Source organism: Gilliamella sp. CG35, from assembly GCF_046635745.1.
GTDB lineage: Bacteria > Pseudomonadota > Gammaproteobacteria > Enterobacterales > Orbaceae > Gilliamella > Gilliamella apicola_I.
Map to the genome: position 1 here is coordinate 1 of NZ_JBIDFH010000001.1, position 15,123 is coordinate 15,123.

At 35.1% G+C, this 15,123-nt stretch carries 14 protein-coding genes and 1 pseudogene; 3 read left to right on the forward strand and 12 right to left on the reverse strand.

What is annotated here, in order from left to right:
• Positions 1 to 224: 224 nt before the first annotated feature.
• The 10 genes and pseudogenes from purT to tsaE all read right to left on the reverse strand — a co-directional run bounded on the left by purT (position 225) and on the right by tsaE (position 10,869).
• Positions 225 to 1,406 carry a formate-dependent phosphoribosylglycinamide formyltransferase gene (purT, locus tag ACGH4F_RS00005; protein WP_411589493.1) on the reverse strand — a complete coding sequence of 394 codons (1,182 nt, stop codon included), beginning with the start codon at positions 1,404 to 1,406 and terminating at the stop codon, positions 225 to 227.
• A 75-nt stretch (positions 1,407 to 1,481) separates the two neighbouring features.
• Entirely contained in the window at positions 1,482 to 2,780 is a 1,299-nt protein-coding gene (locus ACGH4F_RS00010) for an adenylosuccinate synthase (RefSeq protein ID WP_411589495.1), read from the reverse strand.
• Between the two features lie 18 nt (positions 2,781 to 2,798).
• Complete coding sequence (hflC, locus tag ACGH4F_RS00015; protein WP_267351185.1) at positions 2,799 to 3,746, reverse strand: protease modulator HflC; 948 nt, start codon at positions 3,744 to 3,746, stop codon at positions 2,799 to 2,801.
• 10 nt (positions 3,747 to 3,756) lie between these two features.
• Positions 3,757 to 4,962 carry an FtsH protease activity modulator HflK gene (hflK, locus tag ACGH4F_RS00020; RefSeq protein WP_411589497.1) on the reverse strand — a complete coding sequence of 402 codons (1,206 nt, stop codon included), beginning with the start codon at positions 4,960 to 4,962 and terminating at the stop codon, positions 3,757 to 3,759.
• Between the two features lie 23 nt (positions 4,963 to 4,985).
• Positions 4,986 to 6,281 (reverse strand): ribosome rescue GTPase HflX, encoded by a 1,296-nt coding sequence (hflX, locus tag ACGH4F_RS00025; protein ID WP_411589498.1) that lies wholly within the window; start codon positions 6,279 to 6,281, stop codon positions 4,986 to 4,988.
• A 21-nt stretch (positions 6,282 to 6,302) separates the two neighbouring features.
• On the reverse strand, positions 6,303 to 6,548 hold the full coding sequence (hfq, locus tag ACGH4F_RS00030; RefSeq protein ID WP_220216206.1) for an RNA chaperone Hfq: 246 nt from the start codon (positions 6,546 to 6,548) through the stop codon (positions 6,303 to 6,305).
• Positions 6,549 to 6,840: 292 nt separating this feature from the next.
• On the reverse strand, positions 6,841 to 7,749 hold the full coding sequence (gene miaA / locus ACGH4F_RS00035; protein ID WP_411589500.1) for a tRNA (adenosine(37)-N6)-dimethylallyltransferase MiaA: 909 nt from the start codon (positions 7,747 to 7,749) through the stop codon (positions 6,841 to 6,843).
• Positions 7,746 to 9,617 carry a DNA mismatch repair endonuclease MutL gene (gene mutL, locus ACGH4F_RS00040; protein WP_411589501.1) on the reverse strand — a complete coding sequence of 624 codons (1,872 nt, stop codon included), beginning with the start codon at positions 9,615 to 9,617 and terminating at the stop codon, positions 7,746 to 7,748. Before mutL ends, miaA begins: the two co-directional genes overlap by 4 nt.
• Positions 9,618 to 9,637: 20 nt before the next feature.
• A pseudogene (locus ACGH4F_RS00045) lies at positions 9,638 to 10,342 on the reverse strand (N-acetylmuramoyl-L-alanine amidase); the annotation flags it as partial.
• Positions 10,343 to 10,383: 41 nt separating this feature from the next.
• Positions 10,384 to 10,869 carry a tRNA (adenosine(37)-N6)-threonylcarbamoyltransferase complex ATPase subunit type 1 TsaE gene (tsaE, locus tag ACGH4F_RS00050; protein WP_411589503.1) on the reverse strand — a complete coding sequence of 162 codons (486 nt, stop codon included), beginning with the start codon at positions 10,867 to 10,869 and terminating at the stop codon, positions 10,384 to 10,386.
• 133 nt (positions 10,870 to 11,002) lie between these two features.
• Here tsaE and tusB point away from each other — a divergent pair, with 133 nt between their 5' ends.
• The 3 genes from tusB (at position 11,003) to ACGH4F_RS00065 (ending at position 13,093) form a co-directional block, all read left to right on the forward strand.
• Complete coding sequence (gene tusB, locus ACGH4F_RS00055) at positions 11,003 to 11,284, forward strand: sulfurtransferase complex subunit TusB (protein WP_411589504.1); 282 nt, start codon at positions 11,003 to 11,005, stop codon at positions 11,282 to 11,284.
• A 134-nt stretch (positions 11,285 to 11,418) separates the two neighbouring features.
• Entirely contained in the window at positions 11,419 to 11,982 is a 564-nt protein-coding gene (locus ACGH4F_RS00060) for a Sua5/YciO/YrdC/YwlC family protein (RefSeq protein ID WP_411589505.1), read from the forward strand.
• A gap of 4 nt (positions 11,983 to 11,986) precedes the next feature.
• Positions 11,987 to 13,093 carry an anhydro-N-acetylmuramic acid kinase gene (locus tag ACGH4F_RS00065; protein ID WP_411589506.1) on the forward strand — a complete coding sequence of 369 codons (1,107 nt, stop codon included), beginning with the start codon at positions 11,987 to 11,989 and terminating at the stop codon, positions 13,091 to 13,093.
• A 6-nt stretch (positions 13,094 to 13,099) separates the two neighbouring features.
• Here the strand turns inward: ACGH4F_RS00065 and ACGH4F_RS00070 are convergent, their stop codons facing one another.
• Both ACGH4F_RS00070 and hda read right to left on the reverse strand, forming a co-directional pair.
• Complete coding sequence (locus ACGH4F_RS00070; RefSeq protein WP_411589508.1) at positions 13,100 to 13,879, reverse strand: Cof-type HAD-IIB family hydrolase; 780 nt, start codon at positions 13,877 to 13,879, stop codon at positions 13,100 to 13,102.
• Position 13,880: 1 nt separating this feature from the next.
• The gene (gene hda, locus ACGH4F_RS00075) at positions 13,881 to 14,564 is read right to left on the reverse strand and encodes a DnaA inactivator Hda (protein WP_081299048.1); all 684 of its coding nucleotides are present in this window, start codon (positions 14,562 to 14,564) and stop codon (positions 13,881 to 13,883) included.
• Positions 14,565 to 15,123: the final 559 nt, after the last annotated feature.

The following is a 15,123-nucleotide window of genomic DNA, read 5'->3' on the forward strand; positions in this document are numbered from 1 at the left end:
AGTCCGTAGACTTTATTCTTTCGTCTCGCAAGTGCCCACACAGATTGTCTGTTTCTTCTTTTTAAAGAGCTGACAGTGTTTTTTTACCTTATCAAGTTTTGTTGATTTAGTTTGCTGTCTCAAGGGTTGCGTATGTTACTCACTTCACTTGATGTCGTCAACCCTTATTTTGGTTTTTTTATTATTTTTGGGTTGAGTGATTGCTTTTTATTCAAAACAAGGCGTTATAGTATAAATTTTATCTGATTTGTAACCTGTTTAGCTTTATCTATCGCATCGTTTATATTATTTGCTCTTGCTAATGCAACCCCCATTCTTCTTACCCCTTTAACCTCAGGTTTACCAAACAGACGTAAATCGGTCTGTTCAACGCGTAGTGCTTGGGCTAAATGAATAAAAGAAACTTGATTTGAGTCACCTTCTACCATTATTACAGCGGACGCACTCGCCCCATATTGTTCAATCGTTGGAATAGGCAACCCTAAGATAGCTCTTGCATGTAACGAAAATTCGGAAAGATTTTGTGATATTAAAGTCACCATTCCGGTATCATGAGGACGAGGTGAAACTTCACTAAACCATACTTGATCACCTTTTACAAATAACTCAACCCCAAATAACCCTCTACCTCCTAGCGCTTCCGTTATTTTTGATGCAATCTCTTTTGACAAATTTAGCGCTTGGTCAGACATGTGTTGTGGTTGCCAAGATTCACGATAATCACCATTTTCTTGTCGATGTCCAATCGGTTCACAATAAGATACGCCATCAATATGTCTTACTGTTAATAAGGTAATTTCATAATCAAAATCGATAAAACCCTCAATAATGACTTTACCACTGCCTGCTCGCCCACCTTCTTGAGCATATCGCCATGCAGATTCTAGGTCACTATTATTTTGTAATAAAGATTGTCCTTTACCAGATGAACTCATCACAGGTTTAACCAAACAAGGAAAACCAATTTCATTAACAGCTTTTTCAAACTCTATAAAATTTGTCGCAAATCGATAAGGAGAAGTCGGTAATTTTAATTTTTCAGCGGCTAAACGACGAATCCCTTCTCGATCCATTGTTAATTGCGTTGCTTTTGCGGTAGGGATAACATTAAAACCTTGTTGTTCTAATTCTACTAATGTATCTGTTGCAATGGCTTCAATTTCTGGCACGATATAATCTGGTTTTTCTTTTTTAATTACGCTTTTTAGCTCATGACCATTTAACATGTCGATAATATAGTAACGATGCGCAACTTGCATTGCAGGTGCGTTAGCATAACGATCAACGGAAATCACCTCACAACCAAACCGCTGTAATTCAATAACAAGCTCTTTAGCCAGTTCGCCTGCACCACAAATTAAGACTTTTGTCGCCGTTACCGATAATGGCGTTCCTATTTTAGACATACTTTCCTCAACCACAATTATTTATTTGCAGAAACAAAAAATCGGGATAATTTCCCGATTTTGATTAATTTATTATTAGGCTTGGTATGGATCACGTAGAATCATCGTTTCACTTCGATCAGGACCAGTTGAAATAATATCAATTGGCGTCTCGGTTAATTCTTCAATCCTTTTAATATAAGCTTTTGCTGCTTGTGGCAAAGCATCATAGCTTTTAATACCAAAAGTTGACTCGTTCCAACCAGACATGGACTCATAAACAGGTTTAACTAAGCTCCACTCTTCAGCCGAAGCTGGGGCGTTTTTAATCACATCGCCATTAGGTAATTGATAACCCACACAGATTTTAACTTCTTTTAATCCGTCTAATACATCAAGTTTAGTTAAACAGAAACCTGAAACTGAATTAAGTTGCACTGCTTTTCTAACAGCGACCGCATCAAGCCATCCTGTACGGCGACGGCGTCCTGTTGTAGCACCAAATTCATTCCCTTGTTTACAAAGATATTCGCCAACCTCATCGAAAAGTTCTGTTGGAAAAGGGCCCGCGCCAACACGAGTAGAATAAGCTTTTACAATTCCCAGAACATAACCGACATAACGAGGTCCGAAACCAGAACCCGTTGCTACTCCACCAGCTGTAGTATTAGATGAAGTTACAAAAGGGTAAGTACCATGATCAATATCAAGTAATGTACCTTGTGCGCCTTCAAACATAATTCTTTCGCCTTTTTTGCGAGCTTCTTCTAATAGTGCTGGAATATCAGCTATCATGGCAATTAAAATATCAGCAATCGCTAATGTATCATTTAGCACTTTTTGGTAGTCAACCGCTTCTGCTTTGTAATAGTTGACTAATTGGAAGTTGTGATATTCCATCACTTCTTTCAATTTTTCTGCAAATGCTTGGCGATCACGTAAATCACCTACACGGAGACCACGACGAGCTACTTTATCTTCATATGCCGGACCAATCCCACGACCTGTTGTCCCAATCGCTTTACTACCACGGGCTTTTTCACGAGCTTGATCCAGTGCAATATGATAAGGCAAAATCAAAGGACATGATTCTGAAATGAGTAATCTTTCTTTGACCGGAATACCTTTATTTTCTAACTCTTTCATCTCTTTCATTAAAGCATCAGGACAAAGTACAACTCCATTGGCAATGATACTAATAACATCATTACGTAATATTCCTGAAGGAATAAGATGTAATACTGTTTTCTCACCATTAATGACTAATGTATGTCCTGCATTATGTCCACCTTGATAACGGACAACATATTTTGCTTTTTCTGTGAGTAAATCAACAACTTTACCTTTGCCTTCATCACCCCATTGTGTTCCTAACACAACAACATTATTACTCATAGACTTTTACTCATTCTGTTAGTTATTAGATTTTAATTTCATGTATTGAAAAAATTCACTATCTGGACTAATGACCATTACATCATTACCAGAAAAACTTTGTTCATAAGCTTTTAAACTTCGAATAAAACTAAAAAATTCTCTGTCTTTACCAAAAGCATCCGCATAAAGCTTAGCTGCAATGGCATCACCTTCACCACGAATCGCACGTGATTGACGTTCAGCTTCCGAAAGTATTTTTGTTTCTTGTAATGTCGCTTCTGCTCGAGTCTCTTCGGCTTTTCTTACACCTTCAAAACGTTTATCTCGTGCAATAACTTCACGTTCAGCTCGCATTCTGGCATAGATAGAGCCTGAAACTTCAGCAGGAAAGTTAATTTGCTTAATTCGCACATCGATAACTTCAACACCAAATGCACGTAAGCTTGTTTTATTACTTTCTATTTCTTTATGTTCATCCGATGATACATTTTCAGTTACTTCTTGAACACCGCCATTTAGCGCATCTTTAACGCGATTCATCAAAGAATTACGAGATTGTGTATCCGCATTAGAATCATTGATAATATCTTTATTACTTAATTTACCAATCTCAGCACGTAAACGACCGTTTAGTCTTGCTAATAATAAGTCTTCGACATTATTACCACCAGCGACTGTTTCATAATAACGATTGAAATCAATAATTTTCCATTGCACAAAATAGTCGACGATTAATTCTTTCTTTTGCACATTAAAAAATCGTTGTTCTTTATTGTTATTAGAGCTATTAGTCGTTTGAATTTTAGCATCAATTACTTTAACTGTATCCATGCCCGGGATTTTAAAATGTAAACCAGGTTCAGATAATCCAATGATTTTATTGAATCTTAAAACAACACCACGTGTACCTTCTTCAATAACATAAACGCTTGAAATATATACACCAATTAATATTAAAACTATAGGAATTAATAATTTTCTCATATTTTTCTCCTTAACGTCCCATAGTCCGCGTAGTATTTCTTACGCTGTTTGAGTTATTACTACTGCTATTTGTTTTTGGTGATTCAGATGCCGTTTGAGACTGATTTTTTACAGCTTCAGAAGAAGACACATTAAAATTATAATCACTCGTGATACTTGATGATGTTGGTGAATTAGAATTTGTCATTTCTTTATTTTGAAATAACTTTTCTAATGGTAATACCATAATGTTACCACTTTTATCATTAACAATAACTTTATTGGTTTTGGTTAATACTCTTTCCATGGTTTCAATATACAAACGTTCTTTAGTGATTTCAGGTGCTGCTTTATATTGAGGTAGGATTTTTTCAAAGCGTGCAACATCACCCGCAGCTTCAAGTTCAACACGTACTTTATAAGCATTAGCATCGGCCAAAATTCTCGCTGAGCGACCTTCTGCTTGTTGTACGATTTGGACTTTATCTGCTTCAGCCTTTTTAATTTCACGCTCACTATCACCTTGAGCACGGATAGCATCATCATAAGCATCTTGAACTTCATCTGGTGGACGCGCTACCTGAAAGTTCAAATCAACAATATTTATACCCATATCATAATGCGTAATCACATTGACCAATTCATCTTTAGTACTACTTTCAAGCACAGAGCGTCCATCAGAAATAATTGCGTCAATATTTGAACTACCGACAGCGGTTCTAAGTGCACTATCAGCCGCTTGTCGCAGACTATCTTCTACATTTGTGACATTAAATAAATATTTTAAAGGATTATTAATACGATATTGTACGTTCATCTCAACAAACACTAGGTTTTCACCTGTCGTGACGATAAATCCTTTTACATTGAAATTTTTAGTACCTTGAGTATCAACAGGATAAACTTTGTCTACTAATGGTATTCTCCAATTTAATCCGGGTTGAATAATTTCAGGTTGTACTTGACCAAAACGAGTAATTACACCACGTTGGCTTTGATTTATGGTGTAAAAACCACTTGCTCCCCAGATAAGGAGTAAAATGATAAGTATGACAACAATAATGACACTTAGCGGGAATTTATTAGCCGAAGATCCGCCATTGTTGCCTGAATTACCTTTTTTTAAGAGGTCATTAATTTTATCAAAAAAACCGCCAGATAAGTTAGATGGTTTTTTGTTATTATTACCCCATGGATCGTTATCTTGTCCGTTATTGCCGGGCTGATTCCACGCCATATTTTATTTGCTCCATTAAACAATTAGTTGTTATTTTGCGTATTGATAAAGTATAACAGATCTGGCTCTTGTTTACACAAACGGTTCCATTCAATTGCAGGCATTCTTACATCTAAATGGAAGCTACCATCGCTATTAATTACTTCGTGTTCAACTGCATTTAGCTGATATAAACGGCTTCTTAGTTTTGCTAAATGAATTGGTAAGTTTAATTGGCAAACTTGAATTTGCCTAGCAAGTCTTTCTGTTAATGCCGTAAATAAGAGATCTAATCCTAAACCATTTTCAGCAGAAATCCAAACACGAATTGGTACACCATTTGAATCACGATCAATACTTGGCTGTTTATCTTCGATTAAATCAATTTTATTCATGACTAATAGTGTTGGAATTTCATCAGCGTCTATTTCCAACAAAACCTCTTCAACCGCTTGCATGTTATCTAAAAAGTTGGGATCAGCGGCATCAACAATGTGTAATAATAAGGCTGCTTCTTGAGTTTCAAGCAAGGTTGCTTTAAATGCAGCAATAAGATCATGCGGTAAATGGCGTATAAAACCAACCGTGTCAGCCAGCACGACTTCGCCTACATCATCAACAACTATTCGGCGTAAAGTTGGATCAAGTGTTGCAAATAACTGATCTGCGGCATAGACATTCGCTTGTGTTAATGCGTTAAACAGTGTTGATTTACCGGCATTAGTATAACCCACTAAAGATATAGTCGGAATATCTGCTTTATTTCGAGATTGTCTGTTTTGATTGCGCTGTTTTTCAACTTTGGCAAGTTTAGATAAGATTAATTGAATACGATGACGAATTAATCGCCTATCGGTTTCTAATTGAGTTTCGCCTGGGCCTCTTAACCCAATTCCCCCTTTTTGTCGCTCAAGATGAGTCCAACCACGAACTAAACGTGTTGATAAATACTGTAATTGAGCTAATTCAACTTGTAATTTTCCTTCATGGGTTCTTGCACGTTGTGCAAAAATATCAAGAATCAATCCAGTTCTATCGATAACACGACATTCACACAATTTTTCGAGGTTTCGTTCTTGGGTAGGCGTTAGGGTATGATTGACTAAAATAACAGAGGCATCTATTTCTTTCACTTTTTCAGCGATTTCAATAGCTTTACCTTCGCCAATAAAATATTTGGCTTGAGGCGCCTTTCTTGAAGTTGTCACGATATCGAGAATATCTATCTGAGCTGAAGAAACTAGTATTTCAAACTCTTTAAGATCCTCAATATCGCTTTCTTGGGGAAAGAACACATGCACTAATAAGGCGGATTCACCACCTTTATATCGTTCAAACAATCGAACTCTCCACTGAAATTATCAGCTTTCAGTTTCCTCTTCAGGCTGAGATACCAATCCTGAAATAGGTCTTGATGGTACGACTGTTGAAATAGCATGTTTGTAAACCATTTGGCTTACCGTATTCTTTAATAAAATAACAAATTGATCGAATGATTCAATTTGACCTTGTAATTTGATCCCATTGACTAAATAAATTGAGACAGGAATATGCTCGCGACGAAGCAAATTTAAATAAGGATCTTGTAATGACTGCCCTTTTGACATGAGTTTATCCTTTATAGATGAAATAATAATGAAGATAAAATAATTGTAAACGCAAAAAATAATATTTAATGCGACATAAGATACTTCTGTATTATCAAAATAACATAAAAAGCATCGCTATAAAACTAACGAAAAGCGATTAATGCACAAATAACTAAAATTTTAATGTATTTAAACTAAAAAATACAAAAATTATACCGAATCTTGACAATTATCCAAAAAATTTTAAGAAAATGCAATTTTCTATTTTAACTTAAAAGGTTAAAAAAGAAAATTAAAACAATTGACATCATTATATATTTTGGAAAACAGAATCCATATTATCCCCATTTAACCATGTGATTGGTTGCTTCCAGCCCCTTAGCCAGGTAATCTGTCTTTTCGCTAATTGCCGTGTGGCGCAAATCCCTTTAAAGACCATTTCATCATAACTTATTTCACCACTTAAATATTCCCACATTTGACGATAACCGACACAACGTATAGAAGGTAAATTTGGATGTAAATCTCCACGTTCCATTAATCGTTTAACTTCATCCTCAAAGCCAAGTTCTAACATTTGTAAAAAACGTTGTTCAATACGTTGATGCAACTCCGCTCTATCTGGTGGCATAATGGCAAATTGCATAATATCGTAAGGTAATAGTTCTCCACTATGTTGTGTCAATTCAGTTAAACTTTTTCCTGAAATTAAATAAACTTCCAAAGCACGATTAAGACGCTGTGGATCATTAGGATGAATTCTACTTGCCGAAACAGGATCGACTTTTTTTAACTCTTCGTGAATTGACTGCCAACCGTATTTATTGGCTTTTTCTTCAATTTGCTGACGTATTTCACTATTCGCTGCTGGCAGAGGTGAAAGTCCCTCAATTAAAGCTTTGAAATAGAGCATTGTTCCCCCCACTAATAGTGGAATTCGACCATTATTCAAGGTGTTTTCAATTGCTGAAATCGCATCAGACCGAAAATTTGCAGCAGAATAACTTTCAGACGGATCACAGATATCAATTAATTTATGAGGGTATATTTGTAATTCCGATTGTGTTGGTTTTGCTGTGCCAATATTCATCCCACGATAAATAAGCGCAGAATCCACACTAATTATATCAATAGGATAACGATCATAAAGTGCCATAGCAAAGGCAGTTTTACCTGATGCAGTTGGCCCCATTAACGAAATAATTTTTGGTTTACTCATAATAAAATTGATTGCGTAATAGTTTGAATATCAATAGGGTATAAAAACGTTTCTTGATTTAATAGTTTAATATCTATCTGTTCTAATTGAGCAAGCAATTGAATTACGTTAGCGACACTCCAACTGACCATGCTGTTATCTTCGCATTCAATAGCTAACCAACTGGCAATTTGAGTAGGATCGATAGTTGTATTTTCAGCAGATAAAAAAGAAATTAAAGCAGGTAATAACTGTTGCCAATTTGTCGTACGTAACATTTTAGGAACGTTTTGCAAATGTAATTTTGCTTTTTCAAAATAAAAATCAAAGCCTAAAAAGGTTAATTGTGCTTTATAGTGCGTAAGAACTTGCTCTTCTTTGCGATTAATTAAAATTGTTAATGGAATCAGTAATTTTTCAGATTCTTGCGATAATAATTTAATCGCATTCACTTTTTGCTTTGCAACAGGTAGCTTCATTAACATTAGTTTTTGCTCACTGTCTTCATATTTTTCCAGTAATGCAATATCAGGTTGAATAACAGTTAAAACTCGACCAAATTGGACTAATGATGAACTATCAAATTGGTGTTGTAATGATGACTGTAAAGGAGTTGTTCGTTTCGGGAATAAAGTTTCAATCACCGCTTTTTGTGGTTCAGTAATGTGATGATCCGGTGGTAAATCAATCTGTTGTTTTTGCTCTTGATTCTGACGGTTTTGCTGAGCATCAACATTAACAAGTTGTCCGTACAGCGCATTATTTTCTTTTACATTATTGGTTATCTTTTGAGGAAATGGCTTATTCGTAGAATAAGGTAACGGGTTGGTTTGTCGATTGAAAATATTATCACCCGCCGCTTGTCTATTCGGTGTAAAAGCGATTTTAGTTTGGTTATCTTCTAAAGGTAATGTGGATTCAACTGACGACTCCAGTGCCATAACAATAGCTTGATAAACAAAATCATGAACAAGTCTAGCCTCATGAAAACGAACTTCATGTTTAGCTGGATGAACATTGACATCAACTTGCTTTGGATCAAGCTGTAAAAAAACAACATAACTTTGTTGTTCGTTCGTTCGGTTTACATAAGCTTGTCGTAAAGCATGATTGAGTAATTTATCTTTAATTACGCGCCCATTAACATAAAAATATTGTAGATCGCTAACTTCATTACTAGCAACCCATCCTTGAATCAACAAATCATCATGTTGCCAATCTAACTTTACTGCTTTTTGAATGAAAGCACGACCACACACTGATTCAACGCGCTTATCTAACTCAGATGCACGATATTGTTTAACTAATTTACCATTATGTTGCAAGTTAAATGTCACATCAGGACGCGCCAACGCAATACGTCTGATAAACTCTTCAATATGCATAAATTCCGTTTTTTCGGTTTTCAAAAAGCGACGTCTAGCAGGTGTATTATAAAATAGATCCAACACTTCAACTGTTGAACCCACTGGATGTGCTGCAGGTTTAATGGTGGGGGACATATCACGACCTTCAGCATAAACTTGCCAGGCTTCAGATTGTTCCGCAGTACGAGAAGTTAACGTTAATCGAGAAACTGAACTGATACTAGCAAGCGCTTCTCCTCTAAATCCCAGACTTACAATCGCCTCCAAATCGTCTAAAGTATTAATTTTACTTGTTGCATGACGAGCTAACGCTAAGGCTAATTCACTCTTATTAATTCCACAACCATTATCTCGAACGCGGATTAATTTACATCCACCCTGTTCCAAATCAATATCAATTTGCGTACTACCAGCATCTAAACTATTTTCAATTAATTCTTTAATAACCGATGCCGGACGCTCTACCACTTCGCCAGCTGCAATTTGATTTGCTAACTGAGGTGATAGAATATGAATAGCCATTAATGTCTTTCTCCAAACTTAGGATTTTGCTTTACATAATTTTTTATACCTAGATAAATTGCTTTGGCAATTTTATCTTGATGCGCACTACTACCAATTAATTTTTCTTCCCCCACATTTGATATAAAACCAACTTCAATTAAAATTGATGGAATATCTGGGGATCGCAATACACCTAAACTTGCATGCTCAGGTTTATTTTTATGCAATTTGATTGTATTGTTCATCGCTTTTAACACTTGGGTCGCTAACTCATAGCCTACACGTTGTGAATAAGAAAATTGCAAATCGAGTACCGCTTGACTTAAATGAGCATCATGACCATCGCTCAGTGCATCGCCTGCGCCACCTAATAATTGTGACTGTTTTTCCTCTTGCTCAATCCAACGCCCAAGTTCAGTATCAGCTCGCTTAGTTGATAATACCCACACTGAAGCACCAGTAGCACTACGATTCGGCGCTGCATCAGCATGGATTGATATAAGCAAATTAGCTTTACTATTACGCGCAATCTCTGAACGTTTGGATACCGAAATAAAATTATCACTGGTTCGAGTTAATACACCTTTAAATTTTGGATCGTTATTGAGTAAAGTTGTCAGTTTTTTAGCAATAGAAAGGGTTACGGTCTTTTCATATAATTTATTTTTACCTATCGCACCTGAATCTTTGCCACCATGTCCTGCATCAACAGCAATCACCACTTTAGCAGCATAAGCAGAACTGCAAAGCAACAATAACATCACAAAAGTAAATAATTTTTTCATCATGTATTCGCTAAGTGTAGTTGATTAATAATAGCTTGACCTTTTTCCGTTTTTGCCAATAAAGTCGCTGTGCGTTCAAGTTTTAAATAGTTTAAATGAACTTCGATATCTGCAATTGGCAAAATACCTTGTGCTTGCTGTGGCCACTCTATTAAAGAAATAGATCGCGAAGCAAAATATTCACGAATCCCCATAAACTCAAGTTCTTCTGGATCATAAAGCCTATATAAGTCGAAATGATAAACCGAAAATTCATCAAATTGATATGATTCTACTAAGGTATAAGTTGGACTTTTTACATTACCAACATGCCCTAATTGTTGTAAAAAACCACGACTAAATGTTGTTTTTCCAGCACCAAGCTCACCAATTAAATAAATGACTATTGTACTATTATTATTCAATAAATAACTTAAACAATGCTTTGCTAACTGCTTTCCAAAGAAGATGGTTTGTTGTTCGTCGGCTAAAATAATAGGTTTCATAACGGATATTTTGCTTAATAAATAGTTGTTATTATATACTAATAACCTTTAAAGATGTACTAACCAAAATTAACTCAATTTTTGAGTAAATTTTAACTTTAATATCATGTCTTGACATAATAAGTGAAAAAACATGCTACATACTATTTCAACGGATAACCAATCAATAATCGATCCACAACTTATCTGTGCCCAAGATGCGGTCTTATTTTGGCAAAATGGCGTATTTGTTGCGTTACAAAATACTCCTGTTCTTAATGCTATTTTAGAAAAAACTCAACATTGTTATATTTTAGATAATGATATAACAGCGCGTGGACTTGATCCGTTTATTGATAAAAGATTGCATATCATTAATATGCAACAGGTGGTTGAATTAACCGTTCAATATTTTCCTCAAATGAATTGGCAATAATCAAGTAACCTTGTTAACTTTGATTTTTACTTCCTGTATCAACAATATTTCACAATAGACAGAGCCAATTTGCAATTCAATACACCTCGGTTTAATATGATTTTCATATCCTATAATTCTATATCCAACTGTAAATGGTAAATTTATTATCAATAAAAGAAATTAATGACTTGCTAAAAAAAGGCGAAGTTGTTGCTTATCCAACCGAATCCGTTTTTGGATTAGGATGCGATCCTGATTGTCAAACCGCAGTAATGAAACTGCTTGATTTAAAACGCCGTCCCATTGAAAAAGGTTTAATTCTCATTGCCAGCCATTATGATCAACTTATTCCTTACATCGATGAGTCAGCCTTGACCTATCAACAAAAACAGTTAGCTCTTACCAGTTGGCCAGGTGCGGTTACTTGGATTTTTCCTAAGAATAAAAATACCCCACAATTTTTAACCGGACAATTTGATTCGATTGCAGTACGTGTTACTGATCATCCATTGGTATGTACATTATGCAACCTATTTGGTAAACCTTTAGTTTCAACAAGTGCGAATCTTTCAAATTATCCGCCTTGTTTTACCTCAAACGAAGTTGCATTACAATTTGGTGAACAGTTTCCTATTTTACAAGGTGAAACCGGATACAGGGCTTCACCTTCTGAAATTAGGGATATAAAAACCGGCCAAATCATACGACAAGGTTAGTATTATGCACAATTTATATATTGGTATTATGTCAGGTACCAGCATGGATGGGGTAGATATTGCGTTAGTTGATATTACCGCAGGAAAAGTTAAATCAATAGCCAGCAAATGTTATTCGCTGCCAGATGATATTAAACAACAATTACTGACCCTTTGTGAAACCAAACAGACTTCATTACAAGATTTAGGTGAACTGGATCATCAGTTAGGCTTAGTTTATGCCCATCATGTGAATCAATTTTTAACACACCATAAAATAGAACGTAATAAAATTAAAGCTATTGGATGTCATGGACAAACTATTTATCATGCACCATTTGGAGCAAACCCTTTTACGATGCAAATTGGCGATGCCAATATCATTGCCGCCCTAACAGGCATTACTACCGTCGCTGACTTTAGACGAAAAGATATTGCTTATGGTGGACAAGGCGCACCTTTAGTGCCTGCTTTTCATAAATCACAACTTGAAAATCCATCAATTAATCGTGTGATATTAAATATTGGTGGAATAAGCAATATCACGGTACTTATTCCACATCAGCCCGTCATCGGTTACGATACCGGACCGGGTAATGTATTGCTTGACGGTTGGATAAAGGCTTGTCTTGGTAAAAATTATGATAACGATGCTAAATGGGCAAAAACAGGAAAAATGGATACCAAACTTCTCACTAAATTATTAAATGAAGATTATTTTCAATTACCCGCCCCTAAAAGCACAGGACGAGAACTGTTTAACCTATCTTGGTTACGTCAAAAATTGACAGGTATCACATTAAAATCTGAAGATATTCAAGCAACACTGGTTGAATTGACTGCATTATCTATCGTGCAAGAAATAATAAAATTATCCATTAATACAGAATTGCCATGTGAACTTTTAGTCTGTGGTGGAGGCGCAAAAAATCCACTTATCATGCAAAGACTATCTGCGTTATTGCCTAATTGGAACGTGTTAACTACTAGTGAAAAAGGAATAAACAGTGATGATATGGAAGCAATAGCATTCGCTTGGCTTGCCTATTGTCGACTTAATAATATTCCGTCGAATATTCCAGAAGTGACTGGTGCAAACCAAGCTGTATCTTTAGGGGTGATTTATCAGTAACAATATTTAAATCAAACCAAATTTTTTTAGGGCTTTTGCAATCCCATCATTATCATTGGAATCAGTGACAAATTCAGCTTGCTCTTTTAATTTGTCCACAGCATTAGCCATTGCTATCGGGTGATTAACGGTTGTAAACATCTCAAAATCATTCATCCCATCACCAAATGCGTAAGTTGGCACATCAGTGAATCCTTTTTTTTGCAATAACTGATTAATACCGTTACCTTTAGATCCACCATGATTAAAAACATCAACGCAATATGGCGTGTTACGTATAAACGTTAATTCCGGAAAAGCATCACGATAAACAGATTCACCTTCTTCGCACAACAATAACATCATTTGAATCGGTTCGTTTAGATAAAGCAGATCATCAACAGGGGGAATAGGTTGTTTAAGATAGTGATAAAACGTTTTTGCGGCTTGAGTACACTCAGAAATACGCATTATTTCATCATTATAAAAAGCTAAAGGAATATTCATTTGCTGTTTTGAAAACTGATACATTCTGGCGATTAAATCTTTATCGATATTATTCGTAAAAACTTTCTCGCCTTTATATAGAACAATTTGCCCATTCATACCGATAATAGAATCAATCGACAATTTTTTCATTAAATCGGTCACTTCACAAGGTGTACGACCTGTTGCAAGCATTGGAATAATATTATTTTGCTTTAGCTTTGTTATTGCCTCAACTGAACTTGCTAAAACCTCTATTTGACTATTAAATAAAGTCCCATCTAAATCAAAAAAAACGATAGCTTCAGGCTTATTACTCATATTACAAATCCAAAATATTTTTAATAAAAGGAATCGTTAACTTACGTTGTTCCGCTAATGTTGCTACTTCAAACTTTTCTAACAAAGAAAACAGGGTACGCATATCACGATGGACACGCTTTAATAAAAATAATCCAACTTCAGTCGATAATTCAAAACCGCTTAATTGGGCTCGTAGTTGTAACGCCTTAAGCTTATCATCATCACTTAATTCTTTTAATTGATAAACTTGCCCCCAACTAAGTCGTGATACCAAATCAGGCAATATAAAAGAAACCTGTTTAGGGGGTGCACTGGCAGTAATCAATAATTTACTAATATTTTTTTCAGTCAGACGGTTAAATAAATCAAAAATAGCTTCTTCCCAATCCCGATTGCCTGCAATAGCATCAATATCATCTAAACAAACTAAATCATAATTATCCAACCCTTGTAAAATTTCGGGAACAAGGTGGAAATACTGTTTTAAAGGAATATAACTAGCCAGTTTATTTTGACTTGAGGCATGCAATAGATGAGTACGACCAGCAGCACTTGCCGACCACATATAAAATACATTGAAACCTTGCTTAACCAATAAAGTTTGCAATGAATCAAGTAATAATTGATTATCACCTATATAAAAACTGTCGAAAGTTTCACTATTTGGTAATGAAAAAGGCAACGGTAATTGTGAAAGAGTAATAAAGTAACCTCACACTAAAAAATTAATCTAGTTAAGTATAAATTTGCTTTTGTAAAAATAAAAGAATTTTATAAAAAAGGAACAATTTAAAAAAATAAAAAATCGTTATTCAAAAAACCCTCGATATATTTTATCAGTAAACTATTAAAAAACAGCCAACAAAAAGACCAAAAAATAAGCAATCAAAATATATTTTTGTGGATAACTCTGTGCTAAAAGAAAGTAATAAGCTGTGATAAGGCTATTAATAACCTAAATGACAAAACCAATTGTGGATAACTAAGCTAATTATCAACAAGTTTAGATCAACAAAGATCCGATCAATTAACAGTGTTACAGGATCAATAAGATCCTATAAAATAATTACTATATCCAGTTATCAACAGAAAGGATCCGCTCTAGCAGTAATAAAAATAAAAAGATCACATAAAAGATCTTATTTAATTTAAATGGCGATCAAATTAGATCATTTGACGTATTCAAAAAGATGAGTAAAATCGCTAACGCTAATTTAGATCAAAACAACATGTCTGAACTAACAATCATCTTCATAGAAAAT